The organism is Hoeflea sp. TYP-13 (assembly GCF_040932035.1).
Taxonomy (GTDB): domain Bacteria; phylum Pseudomonadota; class Alphaproteobacteria; order Rhizobiales; family Rhizobiaceae; genus Hoeflea_A.
Genome location: NZ_JBFRBB010000001.1, coordinates 1,526,897 through 1,544,131 on the forward strand (window position 1 = coordinate 1,526,897; position 17,235 = coordinate 1,544,131).

General features: G+C 57.5%; 17 protein-coding genes. 4 read left to right on the forward strand and 13 right to left on the reverse strand.

Going from position 1 to position 17,235, the window contains the following annotated elements:
- Window positions 1-41: 41 nt before the first annotated feature.
- On the reverse strand, window positions 42-1,448 hold the full coding sequence (locus ABVT35_RS07150; protein ID WP_368465592.1) for a L,D-transpeptidase family protein: 1,407 nt from the start codon (window positions 1,446-1,448) through the stop codon (window positions 42-44).
- A 246-nt stretch (window positions 1,449-1,694) separates the two neighbouring features.
- On the opposite strand from ABVT35_RS07150, the gene ABVT35_RS07155 reads away from it, so the two are divergent.
- Together ABVT35_RS07155 and ABVT35_RS07160 are read left to right on the forward strand one after the other, a co-directional pair.
- A complete protein-coding gene (locus ABVT35_RS07155) occupies window positions 1,695-2,294 on the forward strand; it encodes a 2-hydroxychromene-2-carboxylate isomerase (protein ID WP_368465593.1) in 600 nt (199 codons plus the stop codon).
- Window positions 2,295-2,373: 79 nt separating this feature from the next.
- Window positions 2,374-5,115: a DUF2339 domain-containing protein gene (locus ABVT35_RS07160; protein ID WP_368465594.1), complete on the forward strand. Its 2,742-nt coding sequence runs from the start codon at window positions 2,374-2,376 to the stop codon at window positions 5,113-5,115.
- Window positions 5,116-5,175: 60 nt separating this feature from the next.
- On the opposite strand, the gene ABVT35_RS07165 is transcribed toward ABVT35_RS07160, so the two are convergent.
- The 3 genes from ABVT35_RS07165 to ABVT35_RS07175 form a co-directional block, all read right to left on the reverse strand.
- Window positions 5,176-5,334, reverse strand: coding sequence for a DUF3096 domain-containing protein (locus ABVT35_RS07165; protein WP_368465595.1), 159 nt, complete (start codon window positions 5,332-5,334; stop codon window positions 5,176-5,178).
- A 78-nt stretch (window positions 5,335-5,412) separates the two neighbouring features.
- Entirely contained in the window at window positions 5,413-7,293 is a 1,881-nt protein-coding gene (locus ABVT35_RS07170; protein ID WP_368465596.1) for an ABC-F family ATP-binding cassette domain-containing protein, read from the reverse strand.
- A 118-nt stretch (window positions 7,294-7,411) separates the two neighbouring features.
- The gene (locus ABVT35_RS07175) at window positions 7,412-8,314 is read right to left on the reverse strand and encodes a bifunctional 5,10-methylenetetrahydrofolate dehydrogenase/5,10-methenyltetrahydrofolate cyclohydrolase (RefSeq protein ID WP_368465597.1); all 903 of its coding nucleotides are present in this window, start codon (window positions 8,312-8,314) and stop codon (window positions 7,412-7,414) included.
- 217 nt (window positions 8,315-8,531) lie between these two features.
- Between ABVT35_RS07175 and ABVT35_RS07180 the strand changes: the two genes are divergently transcribed.
- Window positions 8,532-9,224 carry a glutathione S-transferase family protein gene (locus ABVT35_RS07180; RefSeq protein ID WP_368465598.1) on the forward strand — a complete coding sequence of 231 codons (693 nt, stop codon included), beginning with the start codon at window positions 8,532-8,534 and terminating at the stop codon, window positions 9,222-9,224.
- Between the two features lie 117 nt (window positions 9,225-9,341).
- Window positions 9,342-9,764, forward strand: coding sequence for a nucleoside-diphosphate kinase (ndk, locus tag ABVT35_RS07185; RefSeq protein WP_368465599.1), 423 nt, complete (start codon window positions 9,342-9,344; stop codon window positions 9,762-9,764).
- A 75-nt stretch (window positions 9,765-9,839) separates the two neighbouring features.
- Here ndk and ABVT35_RS07190 read toward each other — a convergent pair whose 3' ends face one another.
- The 9 genes from ABVT35_RS07190 to ABVT35_RS07230 form a co-directional block, all read right to left on the reverse strand.
- Window positions 9,840-10,301, reverse strand: a complete 462-nt coding sequence (locus ABVT35_RS07190) for a molybdenum cofactor biosynthesis protein MoaE (protein ID WP_368465600.1) — start codon at window positions 10,299-10,301, stop codon at window positions 9,840-9,842.
- A gap of 3 nt (window positions 10,302-10,304) precedes the next feature.
- Window positions 10,305-10,559, reverse strand: coding sequence for a molybdopterin converting factor subunit 1 (gene moaD / locus ABVT35_RS07195; protein ID WP_368466292.1), 255 nt, complete (start codon window positions 10,557-10,559; stop codon window positions 10,305-10,307).
- On the reverse strand, window positions 10,559-11,143 hold the full coding sequence (gene pgsA, locus ABVT35_RS07200; protein WP_368465601.1) for a CDP-diacylglycerol--glycerol-3-phosphate 3-phosphatidyltransferase: 585 nt from the start codon (window positions 11,141-11,143) through the stop codon (window positions 10,559-10,561). The genes moaD and pgsA overlap by 1 nt, the downstream gene beginning before the upstream one ends.
- A gap of 109 nt (window positions 11,144-11,252) precedes the next feature.
- Complete coding sequence (gene uvrC / locus ABVT35_RS07205) at window positions 11,253-13,271, reverse strand: excinuclease ABC subunit UvrC (protein WP_368465602.1); 2,019 nt, start codon at window positions 13,269-13,271, stop codon at window positions 11,253-11,255.
- A 127-nt stretch (window positions 13,272-13,398) separates the two neighbouring features.
- Window positions 13,399-14,340, reverse strand: coding sequence for a calcium/sodium antiporter (locus ABVT35_RS07210; RefSeq protein ID WP_368465603.1), 942 nt, complete (start codon window positions 14,338-14,340; stop codon window positions 13,399-13,401).
- A gap of 129 nt (window positions 14,341-14,469) precedes the next feature.
- Window positions 14,470-15,066 carry a glutathione S-transferase gene (locus tag ABVT35_RS07215; RefSeq protein WP_368465604.1) on the reverse strand — a complete coding sequence of 199 codons (597 nt, stop codon included), beginning with the start codon at window positions 15,064-15,066 and terminating at the stop codon, window positions 14,470-14,472.
- 34 nt (window positions 15,067-15,100) lie between these two features.
- Entirely contained in the window at window positions 15,101-15,751 is a 651-nt protein-coding gene (locus tag ABVT35_RS07220; RefSeq protein ID WP_368465606.1) for a ribonuclease, read from the reverse strand.
- 23 nt (window positions 15,752-15,774) lie between these two features.
- Window positions 15,775-16,209, reverse strand: coding sequence for a hypothetical protein (locus ABVT35_RS07225; RefSeq protein ID WP_368465607.1), 435 nt, complete (start codon window positions 16,207-16,209; stop codon window positions 15,775-15,777).
- A gap of 141 nt (window positions 16,210-16,350) precedes the next feature.
- Window positions 16,351-17,199: a 23S rRNA (adenine(2030)-N(6))-methyltransferase RlmJ gene (locus ABVT35_RS07230; protein WP_368465608.1), complete on the reverse strand. Its 849-nt coding sequence runs from the start codon at window positions 17,197-17,199 to the stop codon at window positions 16,351-16,353.
- Window positions 17,200-17,235 lie beyond the last annotated feature (36 nt).

Below are 17,235 nucleotides of genomic sequence, written 5' to 3' on the forward strand. Positions count from 1 at the left end.
GGCAAAATCTGCCGCTGCTTTAGCGCGCGTGCCCAGCCGCGTCAATCATTGGCCGGTGAATTGGTCAAAACTATAAAGTCGGTTCCAAGATGCGATTCATTGCTGAAGCCGCCATCGGTAATGATCAGCGATGATCCGGGAACGAGCATGGCTGTCAGGCGCTTGCGAATTTGGCCCGGAAGGTCGATCCGGCTGAGGGCGGCATGTGTCCCGGAAGGTGCCAGGAAACTCGATTTGTAACCGGTATCTATGTCCAGCAGCGGCGACGGGCGCGTTGTATCCGCAAGCGAGGTCCGAATCCATCGAATGCCATCCGGATCGCCCGGTTGGGAAAGAGCTGCCAGGAAGTGTGTTCCGAGCGGTGCCGATGCGTTTTTCAGGACGAAAGGCGCATCGAACACCGGTTTGAAGTTCTGGCGAACATAGATGTGTCCAATCGGGAATTCACCGCGACGGGTATCAGAATGCAGTGCCTGGGCGAGGGCGACTGAGACGGTTCCCGTCGGCGAATGTCCCTGGCTTTTTTGATAAGCAACGATGGCGTTGCCGGTTTCGGGACCGATCAGACCGTCTTCATCGCCAGCCTCGTGGCCCAACTGGTTGAGCATGGATTGAATGTCGCGAACAAGATCCTGTCCGGTTCGCCTGGTAATCAGGATACGGATCGGCGAACGTGATTCCGGCACCACAAAGTCATCTGGCTCAGCGGTTCCCGGAGGCCCGTCCTCCAGGCTGCCGCGCAGCACGAAATTGTCCTCAATGGTTACGGCGCTGATACTCGAGCCCGTGTCTGTCTCATTCGTGTATTCCACAATCCGGATGATGGAAGAAGACCCCTTACTTCGTATGCGCGTCTTGATGACCGGTTCGGTGGATGATGAATAGGCCGTGTCCTCGCTTGGAACGCCTCCGGGATAAATCAGATTGCGATGCACGATCGGCGACGGTGTCAGCTCCTCGTCCGTGATCAGCACGTGGGCACCCATTCCGGTAAAGCCGAAAAGCTGTTTTGCAAATCTGTTCGGCAGGCGCACGCACCCGTGCGAAGCGGGATAGTCCGGTACGCTCTTTGATTCATGCAGTGCGATACCCGACCAGGTCAGCCGCTGCATATATGGCATTGGCGCGCGGCTGTAGATATTCGATTCGTGGTAGCGTCTCTTTTCTAGCACGCTGAAAATACCGGTCGGTGTGCGGTGCCCGGTCTTGCCCGTTGAGACTTTCGAGCGCGCAATCAGATTATCGCCGGTATAGACCTGCATTGTCTGGTCATCGAGAGATACCAGCATCAAAACCGGTTCGGCCGGTCTTTCCTCTGGCAATATAGACGAAATCTTACCAGACCCCTCCTTGAGGGGCTGGACCGCAACGCCTCTTTCCGCGGATGAAGCCAGAGCGGCAGCGCTCAGCGCAGTTGCAAACAACAGCTTTGAAGACAGTTTACGCATTACAAAACCCGTCCAAGGTGAGATCAGCAGCCTGCAGCAGCAGCCTTAGCAATCCGTAAATGGGAAAAACACTGACGGTCGCACCGTGGTGCACATAGAGCCGCAAATGCGCATGTGCATTGCCTTTTACGTAAACGTTATTTATCCCTAGTCTGAATCGATGAGCGAGGCTTTACCCGCAACAGATAAGTCAAAACTGTGCTGGTAGGCGTTGCGTGCACTACACAACCGTCCGGGAGGCGAACATTGTCCAAGAGTGTTGATTTTTATTATGATTTTGTCAGCAGTGCCTCATATGTCGCCTACAAACGACTGCCGGAAATGATCAAGGCAGCCGGCGGAACCATTCACTGGAAACCCATCGTTCTCGGAGGCGTTTTCAAGGCCGTGGGCAATTCCGGTCCGGCGAATATCGCCGCCAAAGGCAAGTGGATGTTCGAGGATCTGGAGCGCATTACCAAGCGACATGGAATTGCGTTTTCGGTTAATCCGAAGTTTCCGCTCAACACGGTTATGGCCCTGCGCGGAGCGATTGCGGCGGAAAAACTCGGTGACGATGTTCTCAATCCGTATATGGAATCCATGTTCGCCGGTGCCTGGGCCAACGACGACGATATTTCAGATCCGAAGGTCGTAATGGAACTGATGGACAATGCCGGTCTGCCTGCCCAGGAGATTGCCAATATGGTTCAGGACCAGGCGATCAAGGATGAGCTTCGTGCCAATACCGAGGAAGCTGTTGAACGCGGTGCCTTCGGCGCGCCGACCTTCTTCGTCAATGGAGAAATGCACTGGGGCCAGGACCGGCTTGACGATGTGATGAGCGCGCTCGATAAGAAAGGCTGACGCGAAAACGCCGATTCGGGGGCACAACCGTCTGGCACCGTCGCGCGGAAAGCACGATTGAAGGAGAGGGTGCGGCTCCATGGACAGTCTGATTCTGCTGGGTCTGTTGGCTGCGGCCCTCCTCATAGTGGGGCCGATTCTCGGAACGATTGCTTTTTTTCGTGTAAGAACTCTCAACCGTGAGCTCGAAGAGCTTCGCACAGTCGTGGCCAGTTCAAGAGGAAGGCCTTCAGCGCCGGCTTCCGTTCCCAGCATTAGGCGGGAGCAGGACGAACCGGCGCCAGAGAGCGCCCCGGAGGTGCCAGAGAGTGCCCCAGAGCCTGAGCCGGATACGGAGGCGTCCCCTCCGGCCGTTGAAGATGCGGAACCGCCCATCGCGGCAAGCACTGACGCGTCCGCCAGCCGCTATGATGATTTCCGTCGCGCCCGGGATGCCGTTTCGGATTTTGCCTCCGGGACAGGCGGCAACAGGCTGGAGGAAATGGTTGGCGCCAGATGGGCCGTCTGGGTAGGTGGGATCGCACTTGCCCTGGGCGCCGTTTTTCTCGTCAGGTATTCGTTCGAGCAGGGGCTGTTGGGGCCGCGGGCAAGAATTCTCCTGGGATTGCTGTTTTCACTGGCGCTTGGCGCAACCGGCGAATGGACGCGCCGCCGCGGTGCCGCCTTTTCGGTAGGCGGTTTCGAAAGCGCCAATGTGCCATCGATCCTTACAGCGGCGGGAACGCTTGGAGCATTTGCCTCCATCTATGCTGCCTATCAGCTATACGGATTTCTCGGTCCTGCAGCGGCTTTCATTGCGCTTGGCATCGTTTCCGTTGCAACCATGGCCGCGGCCCTTCTTCACGGGCCGCTTTTGGCGGCCCTTGGCATCGTCGGCAGTTTTCTCGTGCCGTTCCTGGTTTCAACCGACGAACCAAGCACGGCTGGGCTTGCGGTCTATGCGTTCGCGGTATCGGTCGCCGCGTTCGGCGTCGGCCGGATGCGGCTGTGGCGCTGGCTTGCGATAATCGCCGCACTGGGACTGGTATTTTTCGGCGCGGTGCTTTTCCTGGTGGCGTCCAGCGGCGAACGACCGGTTTTGGGGATATACATCCTCGCTGCCTGGGCCGCGATATTCTACGTCTTTGTTGCCAGCCTCTACGAAAGGTCGGTGTCCGAATTTGTTGCAATGGACAAGGTCGCGGCCGCTGTCTTGTCGCTTGTGCTGCTCCTTGGGCTCGGATTTATCGCGGCTGAGACCGATACGGCAACGGTTGTCGGCCTCGCCTTGCTCATCCTTGTCCCGTTTGCCTCGGCGCATTACTACGCCGCAATCCGCTATATCGTGCCGGTGGCGGCAATTGTCACTGTCATCGGTTACAGCAGTTGGGAGCTGACGGCGGATACGTGGGAGCCGATTGCCAACAGCTTCGATACGCTCGAGCAGATCGATCCCGCATTTCTTCCCGGTTACCAGCAAAAACTGCTTTCGCTATTCGGTGCCCTCGGTATCGGGCTGGCGCTACTTGCCGGTGGTCTTGGTCTTTTAGGCGCTATGCGTTCAGCGGCACGGGTGCCGCTTGCATTTGGCGGCGCCTTCGTGCCGGTATTGATTCTCGGCGTCAGTTACGCCCGCACGGATTTTCTCGGGCTTTCGGTGCGCTACGGGGTCATCGCGCTGGTGCTTTGCGTCGCGTTTTACGCAATTGCTATCTATGCCGACCGGCGGCTGTCCGACGCAAACAACGGCCGGGAAGGGGTGACCGCCAGCTACCTGATCGCAGCGCTGTCGGCACTGGCTCTGGGGCTTTGCATGCTTCTGGAGCGCGGCGCCCTGACAGTGGCTCTGGCGCTGATGACGCCTGCCACCGCTTATATTTACAGCCAGAGACCGTTTAAAGCGCTGAGGCCGCTCACGCTTGTCCCGGCAATCCTGTGGGCCGCGCGCATCGCTTGGGATCCGGCCATAGTAGGCTCGTCGCTCGGCACAACGCCCATCTTCAACTGGTTGCTTTACGGATATGGTGTGCCGGCCGCAGGTTTCGTCCTCGCCGCATGGCTGCTTGGCAAAAACGGACGCGACAGATGGCTTGAGGCAATGGAAGGGATTGCCGTTGCCTCGGTAACCGCAGCCATCGCGGTGGTGGGGCTGCATGCGCTCGATCCCGACGAGGTCTTTACCTATATCGACACATTGTCGGAGGCAGCGTTCCTGGTGCTTGTCGGCGGTGGTGTTGCGCTCGGCCTGCTTCGCCTCAAAAGAACCACGGACAGCTCAACACTCAGCACCGCCGCCAATATTCTGGGGTTTGCCGGCATGGCTGCGGCAGTGCTCGGCCTTCTGGGCATTTACAATCCTTTCCTCACCGGGGAGGCGGTTGGTGGCGGTGCGATCTTCAACAAGCTGTTTTTTGCCTATTTGATGACTGGCCTGCTTTACAGCGCTCTGGGTTTTTTCGGTGGCCGGTTCACGCCCGCCTACAGCAGGACGGCGTATGCCGTGGGCGGCCTGATGCTTTTTGCATGGGTGACGTTGTCGATCCGCCACTGGTTCCATCCGGTATCTTTGGATATCGGGCCGACGAGCGATGCGGAACTCTACACCTATTCCGCAGCCTGGCTGGCGATCGGCATCGCCGTGCTTGCCGCCGGCATGACAACCGGTGTGCGTGCCTTGCGACTGCTTTCCGGAGCGATCATTGTCGCCGTTGTCGCCAAGGTCTTCGTGGTCGATATGTCCAATCTCACCGGTTTCCTCAGGGCGCTGTCATTCATCGGCCTTGGAGGTGTCCTGGTGGCAATCGGTCTCGTGTATCAACGGCTACTGCGGCGACAGGCCTAGAGGCTCGGAAGTTCCACCGCTGAGATGCAATTCGAGCCTTTGGCCGTGCTGGGCGCGGGGCTACCCGGCACCGCTGAAAATGTTGGGCCAGAGGCCCAGAACTCCGAACAAGATGAGGTAGAATGCCACAACATAATTCAACAGGCGCGGCACGAGCAGGATCAAAATACCTGCAATCAAGGCAATAAGCGGCTGTATGGTAACAACATTGATTTCCATGGGAAGTCCTCCTCGATTCCCTTGGGATTATATCACGTTCAGCTATTGCAACCGCAAGTTATTGCTGTTTTCGCTGATTTAGCCGCCGGTCGCCTCTTCATACTCGCCGGAAAGCAGCAGCCATTCTTCTTCGGCGTCGGCCAGTTGCTTTTGCGCATTGCTGCGCTCCTTGGCCATTAGCGAGGCTTTTTCCGGCGTACGCTCGTAAATCGCCGGATCGGAGAGCTCCTTGTCGAGCCTCTGAATTTCATTCTCAAGACGTGCCGTTAAGGACTCGATTTCATTGATCTTCTTCTTCAAGGGCGCCAGTTCCTTGCGGCGTTCCGCCGCCGCCCGTCTTTGACCGGCCTTGGAGGCATCGCCGCCGTTTTCCTTTTGCCGGTTCTGTCCCCTCGAACCGCTGACGATCAGCGATCGATAGTCCTCAAGATCGCCGTCATAGCTGTTGACGGTGCCGTCACGCACCAGCCACAGCCTGTCCACTGTCGCTTCGATCAGATGCTGATCGTGGGAGATCAGTATAACGGCGCCCTCGAAAGCATTGAGCGCATCGATCAGCGCCGACCGGCTGTCGATATCGAGGTGGTTTGTCGGCTCGTCAAGGATCAGGAGGTTCGGACCGTCGAAAGTGGCAAGCCCCATCAAAAGCCGCGCCTTCTCGCCGCCGGACAGATCCCGCGCGGCGGTGTCCATCTTTTCTGTCGAAAGTCCCATTTGTGCGACTCGCGAGCGCAATTTTGCTTCCGGCGCGTCGGGCATGCGCTTGCGTATGTGCTCTACAGCGCTTGCTGCCGGCACAAGGTCGTCGAGTTGGTGCTGGGCGAAATAACCGATCTTGAGATGCGGCGCTCGGGTCATCGTCCCGTTTTCGGTTTTCAGTTTTCCGGAGATCAGCTTGGCGAAGGTTGATTTGCCGTTGCCGTTGGCGCCGAGCAGGGCAATGCGGTCGTCATTGTCGATACGCAGATTGAGCCTGGAAAGCACCGGTTCGCCCGGTGTATAGCCCACCGTGGCCTTTTCCAGAGTTATGATTGGCGACGCAGGCTGTTTTTCCGGCTTGGGGAACTGAAAGCCCTGGACATGCTCCTCGATCACTGCGGAGATATTTCCCATGCGCTCAAGCGCCTTGAGGCGAGACTGCGCCTGACGGGCCTTTGACGCCTTGTAGCGAAAGCGCTCGACAAAGGCCTCCATGTGTTTTCGCTTTGCCTGCTGTTTTTCGCGCGCCTTCATTTGCAGTTCGCGCGCCTCTGCCCGCTGCCTCTCGAACTGATCGAACGGGCCACGATAAAAAGTCAGCTTCTTCTGTTCCAGATGGACGATCGTGTTGACGGCGCGATTGAGCAGATCACGGTCGTGGCTGATGATGATAACCGTGTGCGGATAACGCCGCACATAATCTTCCAGCCACAGCGTGCCTTCGAGATCCAGATAGTTGGTCGGCTCGTCGAGGAGCAGGAGATCGGGCTGGGCAAAGAGCACGGCGGCCAGCGCGATACGCATGCGCCATCCTCCCGAAAAGCTCGATGCGGGCCGTTTTTGTGCTTCATTGTCAAAACCGAGGCCCGACAGGATACTTGCAGCGCGTGCTTCGGCGGAGTGTGCGTCAATATCGGCCAGCCGCGTTTGAATATCCGCAATCCTGTGTGCATCCGTTGCCGTTTCAGCCTCTTCCAAAAGCGTCAACCGCTCGGTGTCGGCTTTCAGGACGATCTCGATCAGAGGCTCTTCGGTGCCCGGCGCTTCCTGTGCGACCTGGCCGATCCTGCAATTCTTCGGGATGCTGAACGAGCCTGTTTCGGCCGAAAGGTCGCCGGTAATGATGCGAAAGAGGGTCGATTTACCGGCGCCATTGCGCCCGACGAGGCCCGCCTTTGTCCCCTCAGGAAGAGTAAGGGAGGCGTGATCGATCAGCAGGCGCCCGGCGACACGGGCGGAAAGGTCCGAAATGGTCAGCATATCCGCTTATTGAAGCGGCAACGGCGCGAAGGCAAGAGGAAATTGCCGTATGCCGCTTCAGGTGCTGAAAATCGGGACGCATCTTCGGCGAGAAGCGCCGGGATCAAATGATCCGCGGCTATACGCTTTTGCGGGTCGCAAATTCAGAGGCGTAGTGTTCGCTCTGCAGCCGCGCAGCCGTCACTGAATTCCGCAGCAGGGTCGCAACTGTCACAGGACCGACGCCGCCCGGAACCGGTGTAATCCAGCCGGCGACATCGGCACAGCTTTCGAAATCCGCGTCACCGACGACCTTCGGGCCGTCCGACGTCTCGATCTGATTGATACCGATATCGATCAGCACAGCGCCGGGCTTCAGCATCTTGCCGGTAACGAGCCCCGGTTTGCCCACGGCAACGAAAACCGCGTCGGCAGAACGTGAATGCATGGCGATGTTGCGGGTTTCATGATGGCACACCGTCACGGTTGCGCCCAATGCCATCAACAGGAAGGCGATGGGTTTTCCGACGATGGCCGAATGACCGATGACTGTGACCTCAAGGCCTTCGAGCGTGATGCCGGTCGATTTGAGCAACTCCACTGCCGCAACGGCCGTGCACGGCCCCATTTTCAGGTCGCTGTAGACGATATCGCCGATATTGGATGGGTGCATGCCCTCCACATCCTTGAGCGGATGCACCGTGCGCTGCAGCCGTCGCTCGGTCAGGTGCGCCGGTGTCGGGCGCTGGATGATGATCCCCGTCACGCGTGGATCCGTATTCAGCCCCTGAATGATACCGAGCAATTCGTCGCGGCCGATATCGGCCGGGTAGTGGCGTGCCTCGAAAGCGATGCCCGTCTTTTCAGCCGCCCTTTGCTGGTTTCGCACATAAAGCGCCGATGCGTCGGCGTCGCCCATGGAGATGGAAACCAGCTTGACCGGCCAGCCTTCCTTTTTCAATGCTTCGACATCGGCTGCCACCTCGGCGCGGATATCGGCGGCAATCTTTTTGCCATTGAGCAATTTGTATGAATTCGGCATGAAATGTGCTCTCCCTGAATGGGGGCGATCATAGTCGCAACCGGCCGGAATTGAACAGTCCCAATTACGTCGCACCAGGACGCTGATGCGCCAGATTGCCGGCGCGGTGTATCAATTTGTTTTGAAAGCGCTGTTGCGCTGAGCGTGTTGAACTGGCGGGCAAAAAAGGCACAATGCCACCGATACGAATTCGACCGGTTTCAAGCGGAGTTATTTCATGACGATAACACTTTACGAATTGACGGGCAGTGACCCCGCGCGCCCGTTCAGCCCCCATTGCTGGAAAACAGTTTTGTCTCTGGCCCACAAGGGGCTGGACTTCGAGCGCTCTCCCGTTCCGTTCACGGGTGTTCCGGAAGTTGAAAACCGGTTGGGCAAGATCGTGCCCGTGCTGCGTGACGGTGACCACGTTGTTTCCGATTCCTTCGACATTGCGCTCTATCTCGAAAAGGCCTATCCCGACCGGCCAACGCTGTTCGGCGGCGAGGGTGGCGTTTCCCTTGCCCGTTTCATCGAAGCCTGGGCGGCCACGCAAATCCACATGACAATCGGCGGCCGCCTGCTGCTGGACATTCACGCCATGCTTGAGCCTGAGGATCAGGCTTATTTTCGCCAGAGCCGCGAGGCAAGGTTCGGCAAGCCGTTGGAGGAAGTGGTTGAGGCAAGCGCAGAGCGTGTCAAAAGTTTTGCCGCGAAGCTCGATCCGCTGCGTCTAATGCTCAAGCGGCAGCCTTTCATTGGCGGCGAAAATCCGCTCTTTGCCGACTACATCGTGTTCGGGGCTTTTCAGTGGGCGCGCGTGTGCTCTGCGGAACAGCTCCTGGAGCCGGATGATCCTGTCGCGGACTGGTTCGAGCGGTGCCTGGATCTGCATGGCGCGGCCGGCCGTTCGGTGGCGGCAGCGGCCTGACAGGCGCAACACACCACATCATCAAAGCGGGTTTGGGGCAGGGCACTTGTGTTGCCTGCGCTGCAAGGCTATAGAGCGCGCAAATCTCCCGCAAACCAATGCAAGGATAATGAGATCATGGCGATCGAACGCACCTTTTCGATGATCAAACCGGATGCCACCAAGCGCAACCTGACCGGCGCTATTACCCAGAAGCTTGAGGAAGCCGGCCTGCGGGTCGTTGCCTCCAAGCGCGTTTGGATGAGCCTGCGCGAAGCGGAAGGCTTTTACGCCGTGCACAAGGAACGCCCTTTCTTCGGTGAGCTGACTGAATTCATGTCGTCCGGCCCAACCATCGTCCAGGTTCTGGAAGGCGAAGACGCCATTGCCAAAAACCGCGAAGTCATGGGCGCCACCAACCCGGCCGATGCCGCCGAAGGCACAATCCGCAAGACTTACGCGCTGTCCATCGGTGAAAACTCCGTGCACGGTTCCGACGCACCGGAAACCGCTGCCGAAGAGATCGCCTACTGGTTCTCGGGAACGGAAATCGTCGGCTGATCCGGCAGGTCAAATTTGAATTCGAAAGCCGCCGGTTATTAATCGGCGGCTTTTCTCTTGATGGGGGAACTGAGTCTACCGCCAGCGCTCCATGGCATCGTGGTCCGTGTCTCTTGCGTCTACCCAAGAGCCTTCACTGCCATCCTTGCGGATTTCGCGTTTCCAGAACGGGGCTTTGGATTTCAAAAAATCCATCATGAACGAAGCGCTGTCGAATGCTGCCTGACGGTGCTTTGAGGCTGTGACAACGAGAACGATGTTCTCTCCCGGTGCTATCTTGCCGAAACGGTGAATGACGGTGATACCGTCCAGCGGCCAGCGCTCTCCGGCCTCATTGGCAATGCGCAGCATTTCGGCCTCGGCCATACCCGGATAGTGTTCCAGTTCGAGGGCGGCAAGGGCTCCCTTTTCGTCGCGGCACAACCCGGTGAAGCTCACAACAGCGCCGATATCACGATGGCCGCCCGTCAGCGCTGCGATTTCCGCCTGGAGATCGAAATCTTCCGCCTGCACGCGTATCGTTGGGCCGTTCGTCATGGATCAGCCCCCTGTCATGGGTGGAAACAGCGCTATCTCCTGGGCGTTGCCGATCGCATCGCTGTGTTGGCAGTGTTCCCGGTTGATCGCCACGTGTATGACCTCAGGGACTTCCAGCGCCAGTTCATATTCATCACCGCGTCCTTTGAGGTGCGCAAGCAGATCCGAAACCGTCTCCACCGCAGCGGGCAGCTCGATTTCCTCTTCGCTCTTGCCGATGCGTTCCCTTATCCAGGCGAAATAGACGAGTTTGACCATCATTGTTCCACCACGTGTTTGAGCCCGGCCCGAAAGTAATCATACCCGGTATATATTGTGATCAGGGCGGCAATCCACAAAAGTCCGATCCCGATTTCCGTCGTGTATGGAATGACCTTGTCGCCTGCCGGGCCTGCCAGCAGAAATCCAATGGCGATCATCTGGATGGTCGTCTTCCACTTGGCAATCCAGGTGACCGGCACCGACACTTTGAGTTCCGCCAGATATTCGCGCAGACCCGATACCAAAATTTCCCGGCACAGGATGATGATCGCTGCCCATATGGTCCAACCGGCGATGGTCCCATCTGCGGCCAGCAACAGCAGGATCGACGAGACCAGCAATTTGTCGGCGATCGGATCGAGCATGCGGCCGATATTGGAAGTCTGGTTCCAGATACGCGCCAGATAGCCGTCAAAGAAATCGGTTATCGAAGCGATCGCGTAGAGCGCAAACGCGCTCCAGCGGGCCAGATCGGAGCCGTAGAGCCTGCCTTCGACAAAAAAACAAAGGACAATTAACGGGACTGCCGCGATGCGCCCATAGGTCAGGAGATTGGGAATATTGTAAGTATGTGATGCCATGTGGCTTTCCCGTTAGAAAGTGTCACCATACAAATAGGCCGTGCGTCACGGCGTCAATAATCAATCTGCCGAAAATCGTACCGGACACCTGTAAATGGTTGAAAACGGCCTATTTGTTGGGGTCGTCGTGGAAATGGTCATAAATGAGCTGTGCCATGGCATCGGAAATCCCTTCGACGCTTCGAAGGTCATCTACGCCTGCTCTCGATACCGCCTTTGCCGTTCCGAAATGGTGCAGGAGGGACCGTTTTCTGGAGGGGCCGATGCCTGCTATTTCGTCGAGCGGGTTCCTGGTCATTTCCTTTTTGCGCCGCGCCCTGTGCGTGCCGATGGCAAACCGATGTGCTTCGTCGCGCATACGCTGGATGAAATACAAAACCGGGTCGCGCGGCGGCAGAGAAAACGGCTTTTTGCCGGCTAGAAAAAAACGCTCCCTGCCGGCATCGCGATCGGCTCCCTTGGCTACGCCGATGGTCGTCACGCTGTCTGCAAGCTCAAGTTCGTCAAGCACGGCATTGACCGCCGAGAGCTGACCCTGACCGCCATCGATCAGCAGAACGTCCGGCCAGTTGGGAACGACGGTGTCCTGAATCGCGTCCTCGTCATTGCCGGTTTCGGAACCATTGCGCTCCGGTATTCCATATTCCTTCACAAGGCGTGAAAAGCGCCGCTGAATCACCTCGCGCATCATGCCGAAATCGTCGCCGGGCGTGATGTCCTTCGACTTGATATTGAACTTTCGGTACTGGTTTTTGACAAAGCCTTCCGGCCCCGCGACGATCATTCCGCCCACGGCATTCGTGCCCATGATGTGCGAATTGTCGTAGACTTCGATGCGCCGGGGCGTTGCGTCCATCTCAAAGACCTCGGCAAATCCCTTCAACAGGCTTGCCTGCGTCGACGTTTCCGCCAGGCGCCTGTTGTGGGCGTCCTTGGCATTGGCGCGCGCATGGTCCATCAGGTCGCGTTTTTCGCCGCGTTTCGGAACGCTGATCGCCACCTTGTGACCGGCTCTGATGGAAAGCGCATCGCTCAACAGGACCTGCTCGGCCACAGTTTCCGATATCAGGATCTGCCTGGGGCAGGGTTTGTCGTCGTAAAACTGCGACAGAAATGCGCCAAGGATTTCACTTGGCGAAAGAGAGGCGTCAGCCTTCGGGAAATAGGCCCGGTTTCCCCAGTTCTGGCCGGTACGGAAGAAAAACACCTGAATGCAGCTCATGCCGCCTTCCTGGTGAATGGCAAAGACGTCGGCCTCTTCCACTGTCTGCGGGTTTATTCCCTGATGGCTTTGGACATGTGACAGGGCTGCAAGCCTGTCCCGGTAGATGGCGGCCCTTTCGAAATCCAGCGATTCGGCTGCATCCTGCATGGCCTCGGACATTGCGGCCTTGACCTTCTGGCTCTTGCCGGAAAGGAAGTCCTTTGCCTCGTCAACCATCGCCTCGTAGGCTTTTTCTGTGACTTCCCCCGTGCAGGGCGCGGCACAGCGTTTGATCTGATGCAGCAGACAGGGCCGCGTGCGGCTTTCATACATGGAATCCGTGCAGGTGCGTAGAAGGAATGCCCGCTGCAGCGAGTTGATCGTGCGGTCGACTGCCTGCGCCGATGCAAAGGGGCCGAAATAGGAGCCTTTACGGGAGCGGGCGCCACGGTGCTTGTAAATGCCCGGCGCCAGCTTGTCCTCGGTCAGGAGAATGTAGGGAAATGACTTGTCGTCCCGCAAAAGAACATTAAATCGTGGTCGCAACCGCTTGATAAGATTAGCTTCAAGCAGAAGTGCCTCTGTTTCCGTGCGGGTGGTGATGAACTCCATATTGGCCGTGGCCCGTACCATGCCCGCTATCCGGTTCGTATGGCCGCGTCCCTGCGCATAGTTGGAAACCCGCTTTTTCAGGCTGCGTGCCTTGCCCACATATAGAACATCGCCGGTGTCGTTGAGCATCCGGTAGACACCTGGTGCATTGGGCAGGATTTTGACAAAGGCCTGAATGAGCTCAGCACCCTTCAGCCCGGTGCCATCACGGCCGGCATCCTCCCATCCGTCAAAGCCGGCCGGGCGATCTGTTTCGGGTTGTGTTTCTGCATTCTCAGCACTCGGAGGTGCCGGTTGATCCGCCTGAGTCATCAAATCCTTCCGGTATGGCTCATTATGTGATGCGGCGGCCGAAGACTGTCAAATTTTCCGGGGCTGTTTTCCGGCTTTGTTCCACACAGTTTTGAGGTGACAGATACTGGGGCTTTGCAGGTGAGAGTTAGAATACGGCGGTCACATAGGTTACGAACAACGCCAGCATGATAAAGCCGCCCAGCCGGTTGATCGGGCGCGAACCGACCGCGAGAATGATAAGCAGCACTGTTACGGCGGCCATGATCCACATGTCGATATAGACGATGTGGGCCGGCACCAGCAACGGATGCAGGAAGCTTGTAATGCCCAATATCGCGCCGATATTGAATATGTTCGAGCCAATCACATTGCCGATTGCCACCGCACCGCTGCCACGCCATGCCGCCATGACGGTCGTCACAAGTTCGGGTAGAGACGTTCCGATGGCGACGATGGTCAGACCTATGACTGTTTCAGACACACCGAACAGGCGCGCAATATCCACCGCGCCGTTGACTGTCAGGGATGCGCCGATCGGAAGTCCGATCAGACCGAAGAGCAGATAGGCTGCAATTCGGGAATTCTGGGTCGGAACCTCGTCAAGCTCGTCGTGATAGTCACCCCTGAGCGCCGCCGCCCGGTCCTTGCGCGCGGTCTTGAACTGCCAGGCGAGGAAAATTCCAAGAATGGCGACAAGAATGAGACCGTCGATATGGGTGAGTACCCCGGTACCCATCATCAGCATGAGGATAACGGTCAGGAGAGCCATGACCAAGAGGCTGAAGCCGATCCCGCCCTCCCTGCAGGCGATGGGAGCAATCAGTGCGGGCGCACCGAGCACCAGCAGTACGTTGGCTATGTTGGAGCCGACGACATTGCCGATGGCGATGCCGTAAACGCCGGTAAACGCCGCTTTGAGTGAAACAAACAGTTCCGGCGCAGACGTTCCGAGCGCAACTATGGTCAGGCCGATGATCAACGGGCTGATGCCCAGTTTCTCGGCCATTGCAACTGCTCCGCGAACCAGATAGTCACCTGCAAACAGCAGTAAAGTCAGCCCGGCAATCAATATGAGGAAGCTGATCATGAATTGGTGATTTCCGGGTTCGGGGGCAGTTTTTTAGCAGTGTAGTGCGGTTCCCTGCATATAGGTGCAGGCAGGTGAAACGCAATGCCGGGCGGGCGAGATATCGGTTAAACTGAATGTTACCGTATCTCAGCTTTGCGATTTGAACTGATTGTAGTCGGGAAAGAACTTTTCGAATTTTCCGGGCCAGTTTTTCAGCTTTGGCCGACCGCGTTCCCATCTGCCTTCAAAGCGCAATGCAAGATACCCGAGCAGCGCCGCAAGTGCGAAATGGCCGCCATGCAGTTTTTTGGTGGTTCTGGGAAGATTGTCGTTGAGATAGTCGAGCGACCGTTCGATCTTCGACCATTGCCGGTCTAGCCAAGGCTGGTAGACCTTTTCCTCCGGGCGGAAGCGGACCTCGTAGACCATCGCCAGAAGGCAGTCCGTGATTCCGTCGCATAGTGCTTCTAGCACTTCAGCCTCCGTGCGTTTATCCGCATTTCGGGGATACAGCTTCTTGCCGCTCTTGCGGTCGAGAAACTGCATGATTGCGCGGCTGTCATAGACGGCGGTTCCGTCATCGTCGATCAGTGTCGGTATCTTTCCGAGCGGGTTGTTGCCGATCAATTCCTGCGGGTCTGCGTTGGTGTCGGCTATTGCGGATTCGCAGTCCAACCCGCAGTAGTGGGCTGCCATGCGCGCCTTGGCTGAATAGGGGGATGCGGGAGAATACAATATCTTCATGAACGGGATCCTTGGGATAAAGGCGTTGGCATTCCTAGCTGCCCCTCGACGGTGGAATGACGATTGACGGGCGCTTGCAGGAGCGGCGGGTGATTTCCGGGCATGAGCGATACTCCAGATCTGCCGTCATGCAAATACGCACTTCGCGCAATCTGCGTCGGTCGCAGGTGACGGCGAAGTGTTTTTTATCAAGCTTCGGATTTGATTCCAGGAATGCCTCTTCGATTTCATCGGGCGAGACCGTCCGGTATTTCCCGTCTTGAGGCATGATCACCGGCAGGTTAACGCGGCCGTGAGCCGTGCGTATGGTATCGAAATAGTGCGTTTGGGAAAGACCTGCGCAGGTTCCGTGCTTCTTCCACTGATGCCGGATCAGCGCCCGGCTGGGCATGATATCCAGAAATCCATCCTCAATACGGACCTCGACCTTCTGCGGGTCTTCGATGCAGAATTGCGGATATCCCTTTTCAAATTGCGGCCAAAGTCCGTGTACCACGAAGCCGTATTGTCGCTCTCCGCCGCATTGTTGCTTATTGGCGCGTTCGCCTTCCGCCTCGCAATAGCTCGGCGACCAGGACAGCGCCAGAACGTAGAAATCGAAACCGCTTCCCGCTGGCGCGGTCTCAGATCCCGACTGGTCACAGGCCGCAACAAAGACAAGCCCGGCTATCGCCAGGAGGCGCATGCACACATACATGGAGATTTTGGCTACCGGACAGACCTGCAATAGGCCCCGTAAATGTGCCACGGATCCAGACCGGCAATGCAGAATTCCACATTATCGCCAACGCCGGCAAAGCCCTGTCCGCTTTCGATCAGAAACCAGAGCGACCTTTTCTTGCCGTCGCTCATCATCGCGCTCCCGTGACAATATCGCCGGGCGATCAGATGTGTCTCCGTGGCCGGCGTATAATTGTTTTGATGAACATCCTGGATGTCCTCAATGGCAAGTCCCGCATGCAGGACATTTCGGTCGGCTATCTGGAACCGCCGGGTAATAACCCTAAGCACCGCCGGGCTGTCGCAGGAGGCATATTTGCCCCAGCCGAACGCCTGAGCCGGTGTAATGATCGACCCTGACAAAGTGGCCGACGCGATGGTGGCCACGGCGAGAAAAGTGTGCATTGCAATTTTGCGTAGCATGAATGACGGTCCCCTCGGTGCACGGTCGGCCCTTGGAAGAAGCCAGAAACCGCTGTTAGGTGTTCGCCTCAAAGGATGCGCAAGAGGACGCTGCACGTCAAGCCTAGCATGCGTATCGGAACGTCATTCATCGAAAGACCGCTATTCTCCGGTTAACCAGAAGAGCCGATGACCTGACCGCCGTGATTGACGGAGACATTTGACCAGCTCCGGAAGCATCATTTTAAGCTCTTTTTCCAGCGTGTAGGGCGGATTGACGAGAATCACACCGGAGCCGCTGAGTCCAGTAGTCTCTTCCGGTGCACACACGCTCAGTTCTGCGCACAACATGCGGTCGACACCCAGAGCCTTGAGCTTTTCGTGAAAATCCGCGACGGGGGCGTCCTTTTTAATCGGGTACCACAAACAGTAAGAGCCTGATTGCCAGCGTCCGCAGGCGCGCGCCAGACCATCCACCAGCCTGTCATATTCCCCCTCCTTTTCAAAAGGAGGATCGACCAGCACCAGGCCGCGCCGTTCCTTCGGCGGCAGATGTGCCCCGAGGGCCAGCCAGCCATCCAGTGCGGTCACGCGTGTCTGATAGTCGCCTTCGAACAGAAGTTTCAGCCTTTCGGCGTCCTGCGGATGCAATTCGATTGCGGAAAGACGGTCCTGCTTGCGAAAGAGCGCACGCACGAGCTTCGGCGAACCGGGATAGCGCTCTATCTTCCCGGAGGGGTTCAGTTCCTTGATCACGGAAAGGTAGGGAGCCAGCAACTCCGCCACATCATCCGGCAGGTCTGCGTTCACGAGACGCCCTATACCGGACTGCCACTCGCCAGTTTTCTGTGCCTCTTCGGATCCAAGGTCATACATTCCCGCGCCGGCGTGGGTGTCGACAACGCGAAAGGCCTTTTCCTTCCTTTTCAGGTAGGTAACGATGCGCGCCAGCACCAGATGCTTCAATACATCTGCAAAATTGCCCGCATGGTATATGTGCCTGTAGTTCACGATGTCCTCGCATTCGCCCTGGATTTGTTTAGAGCA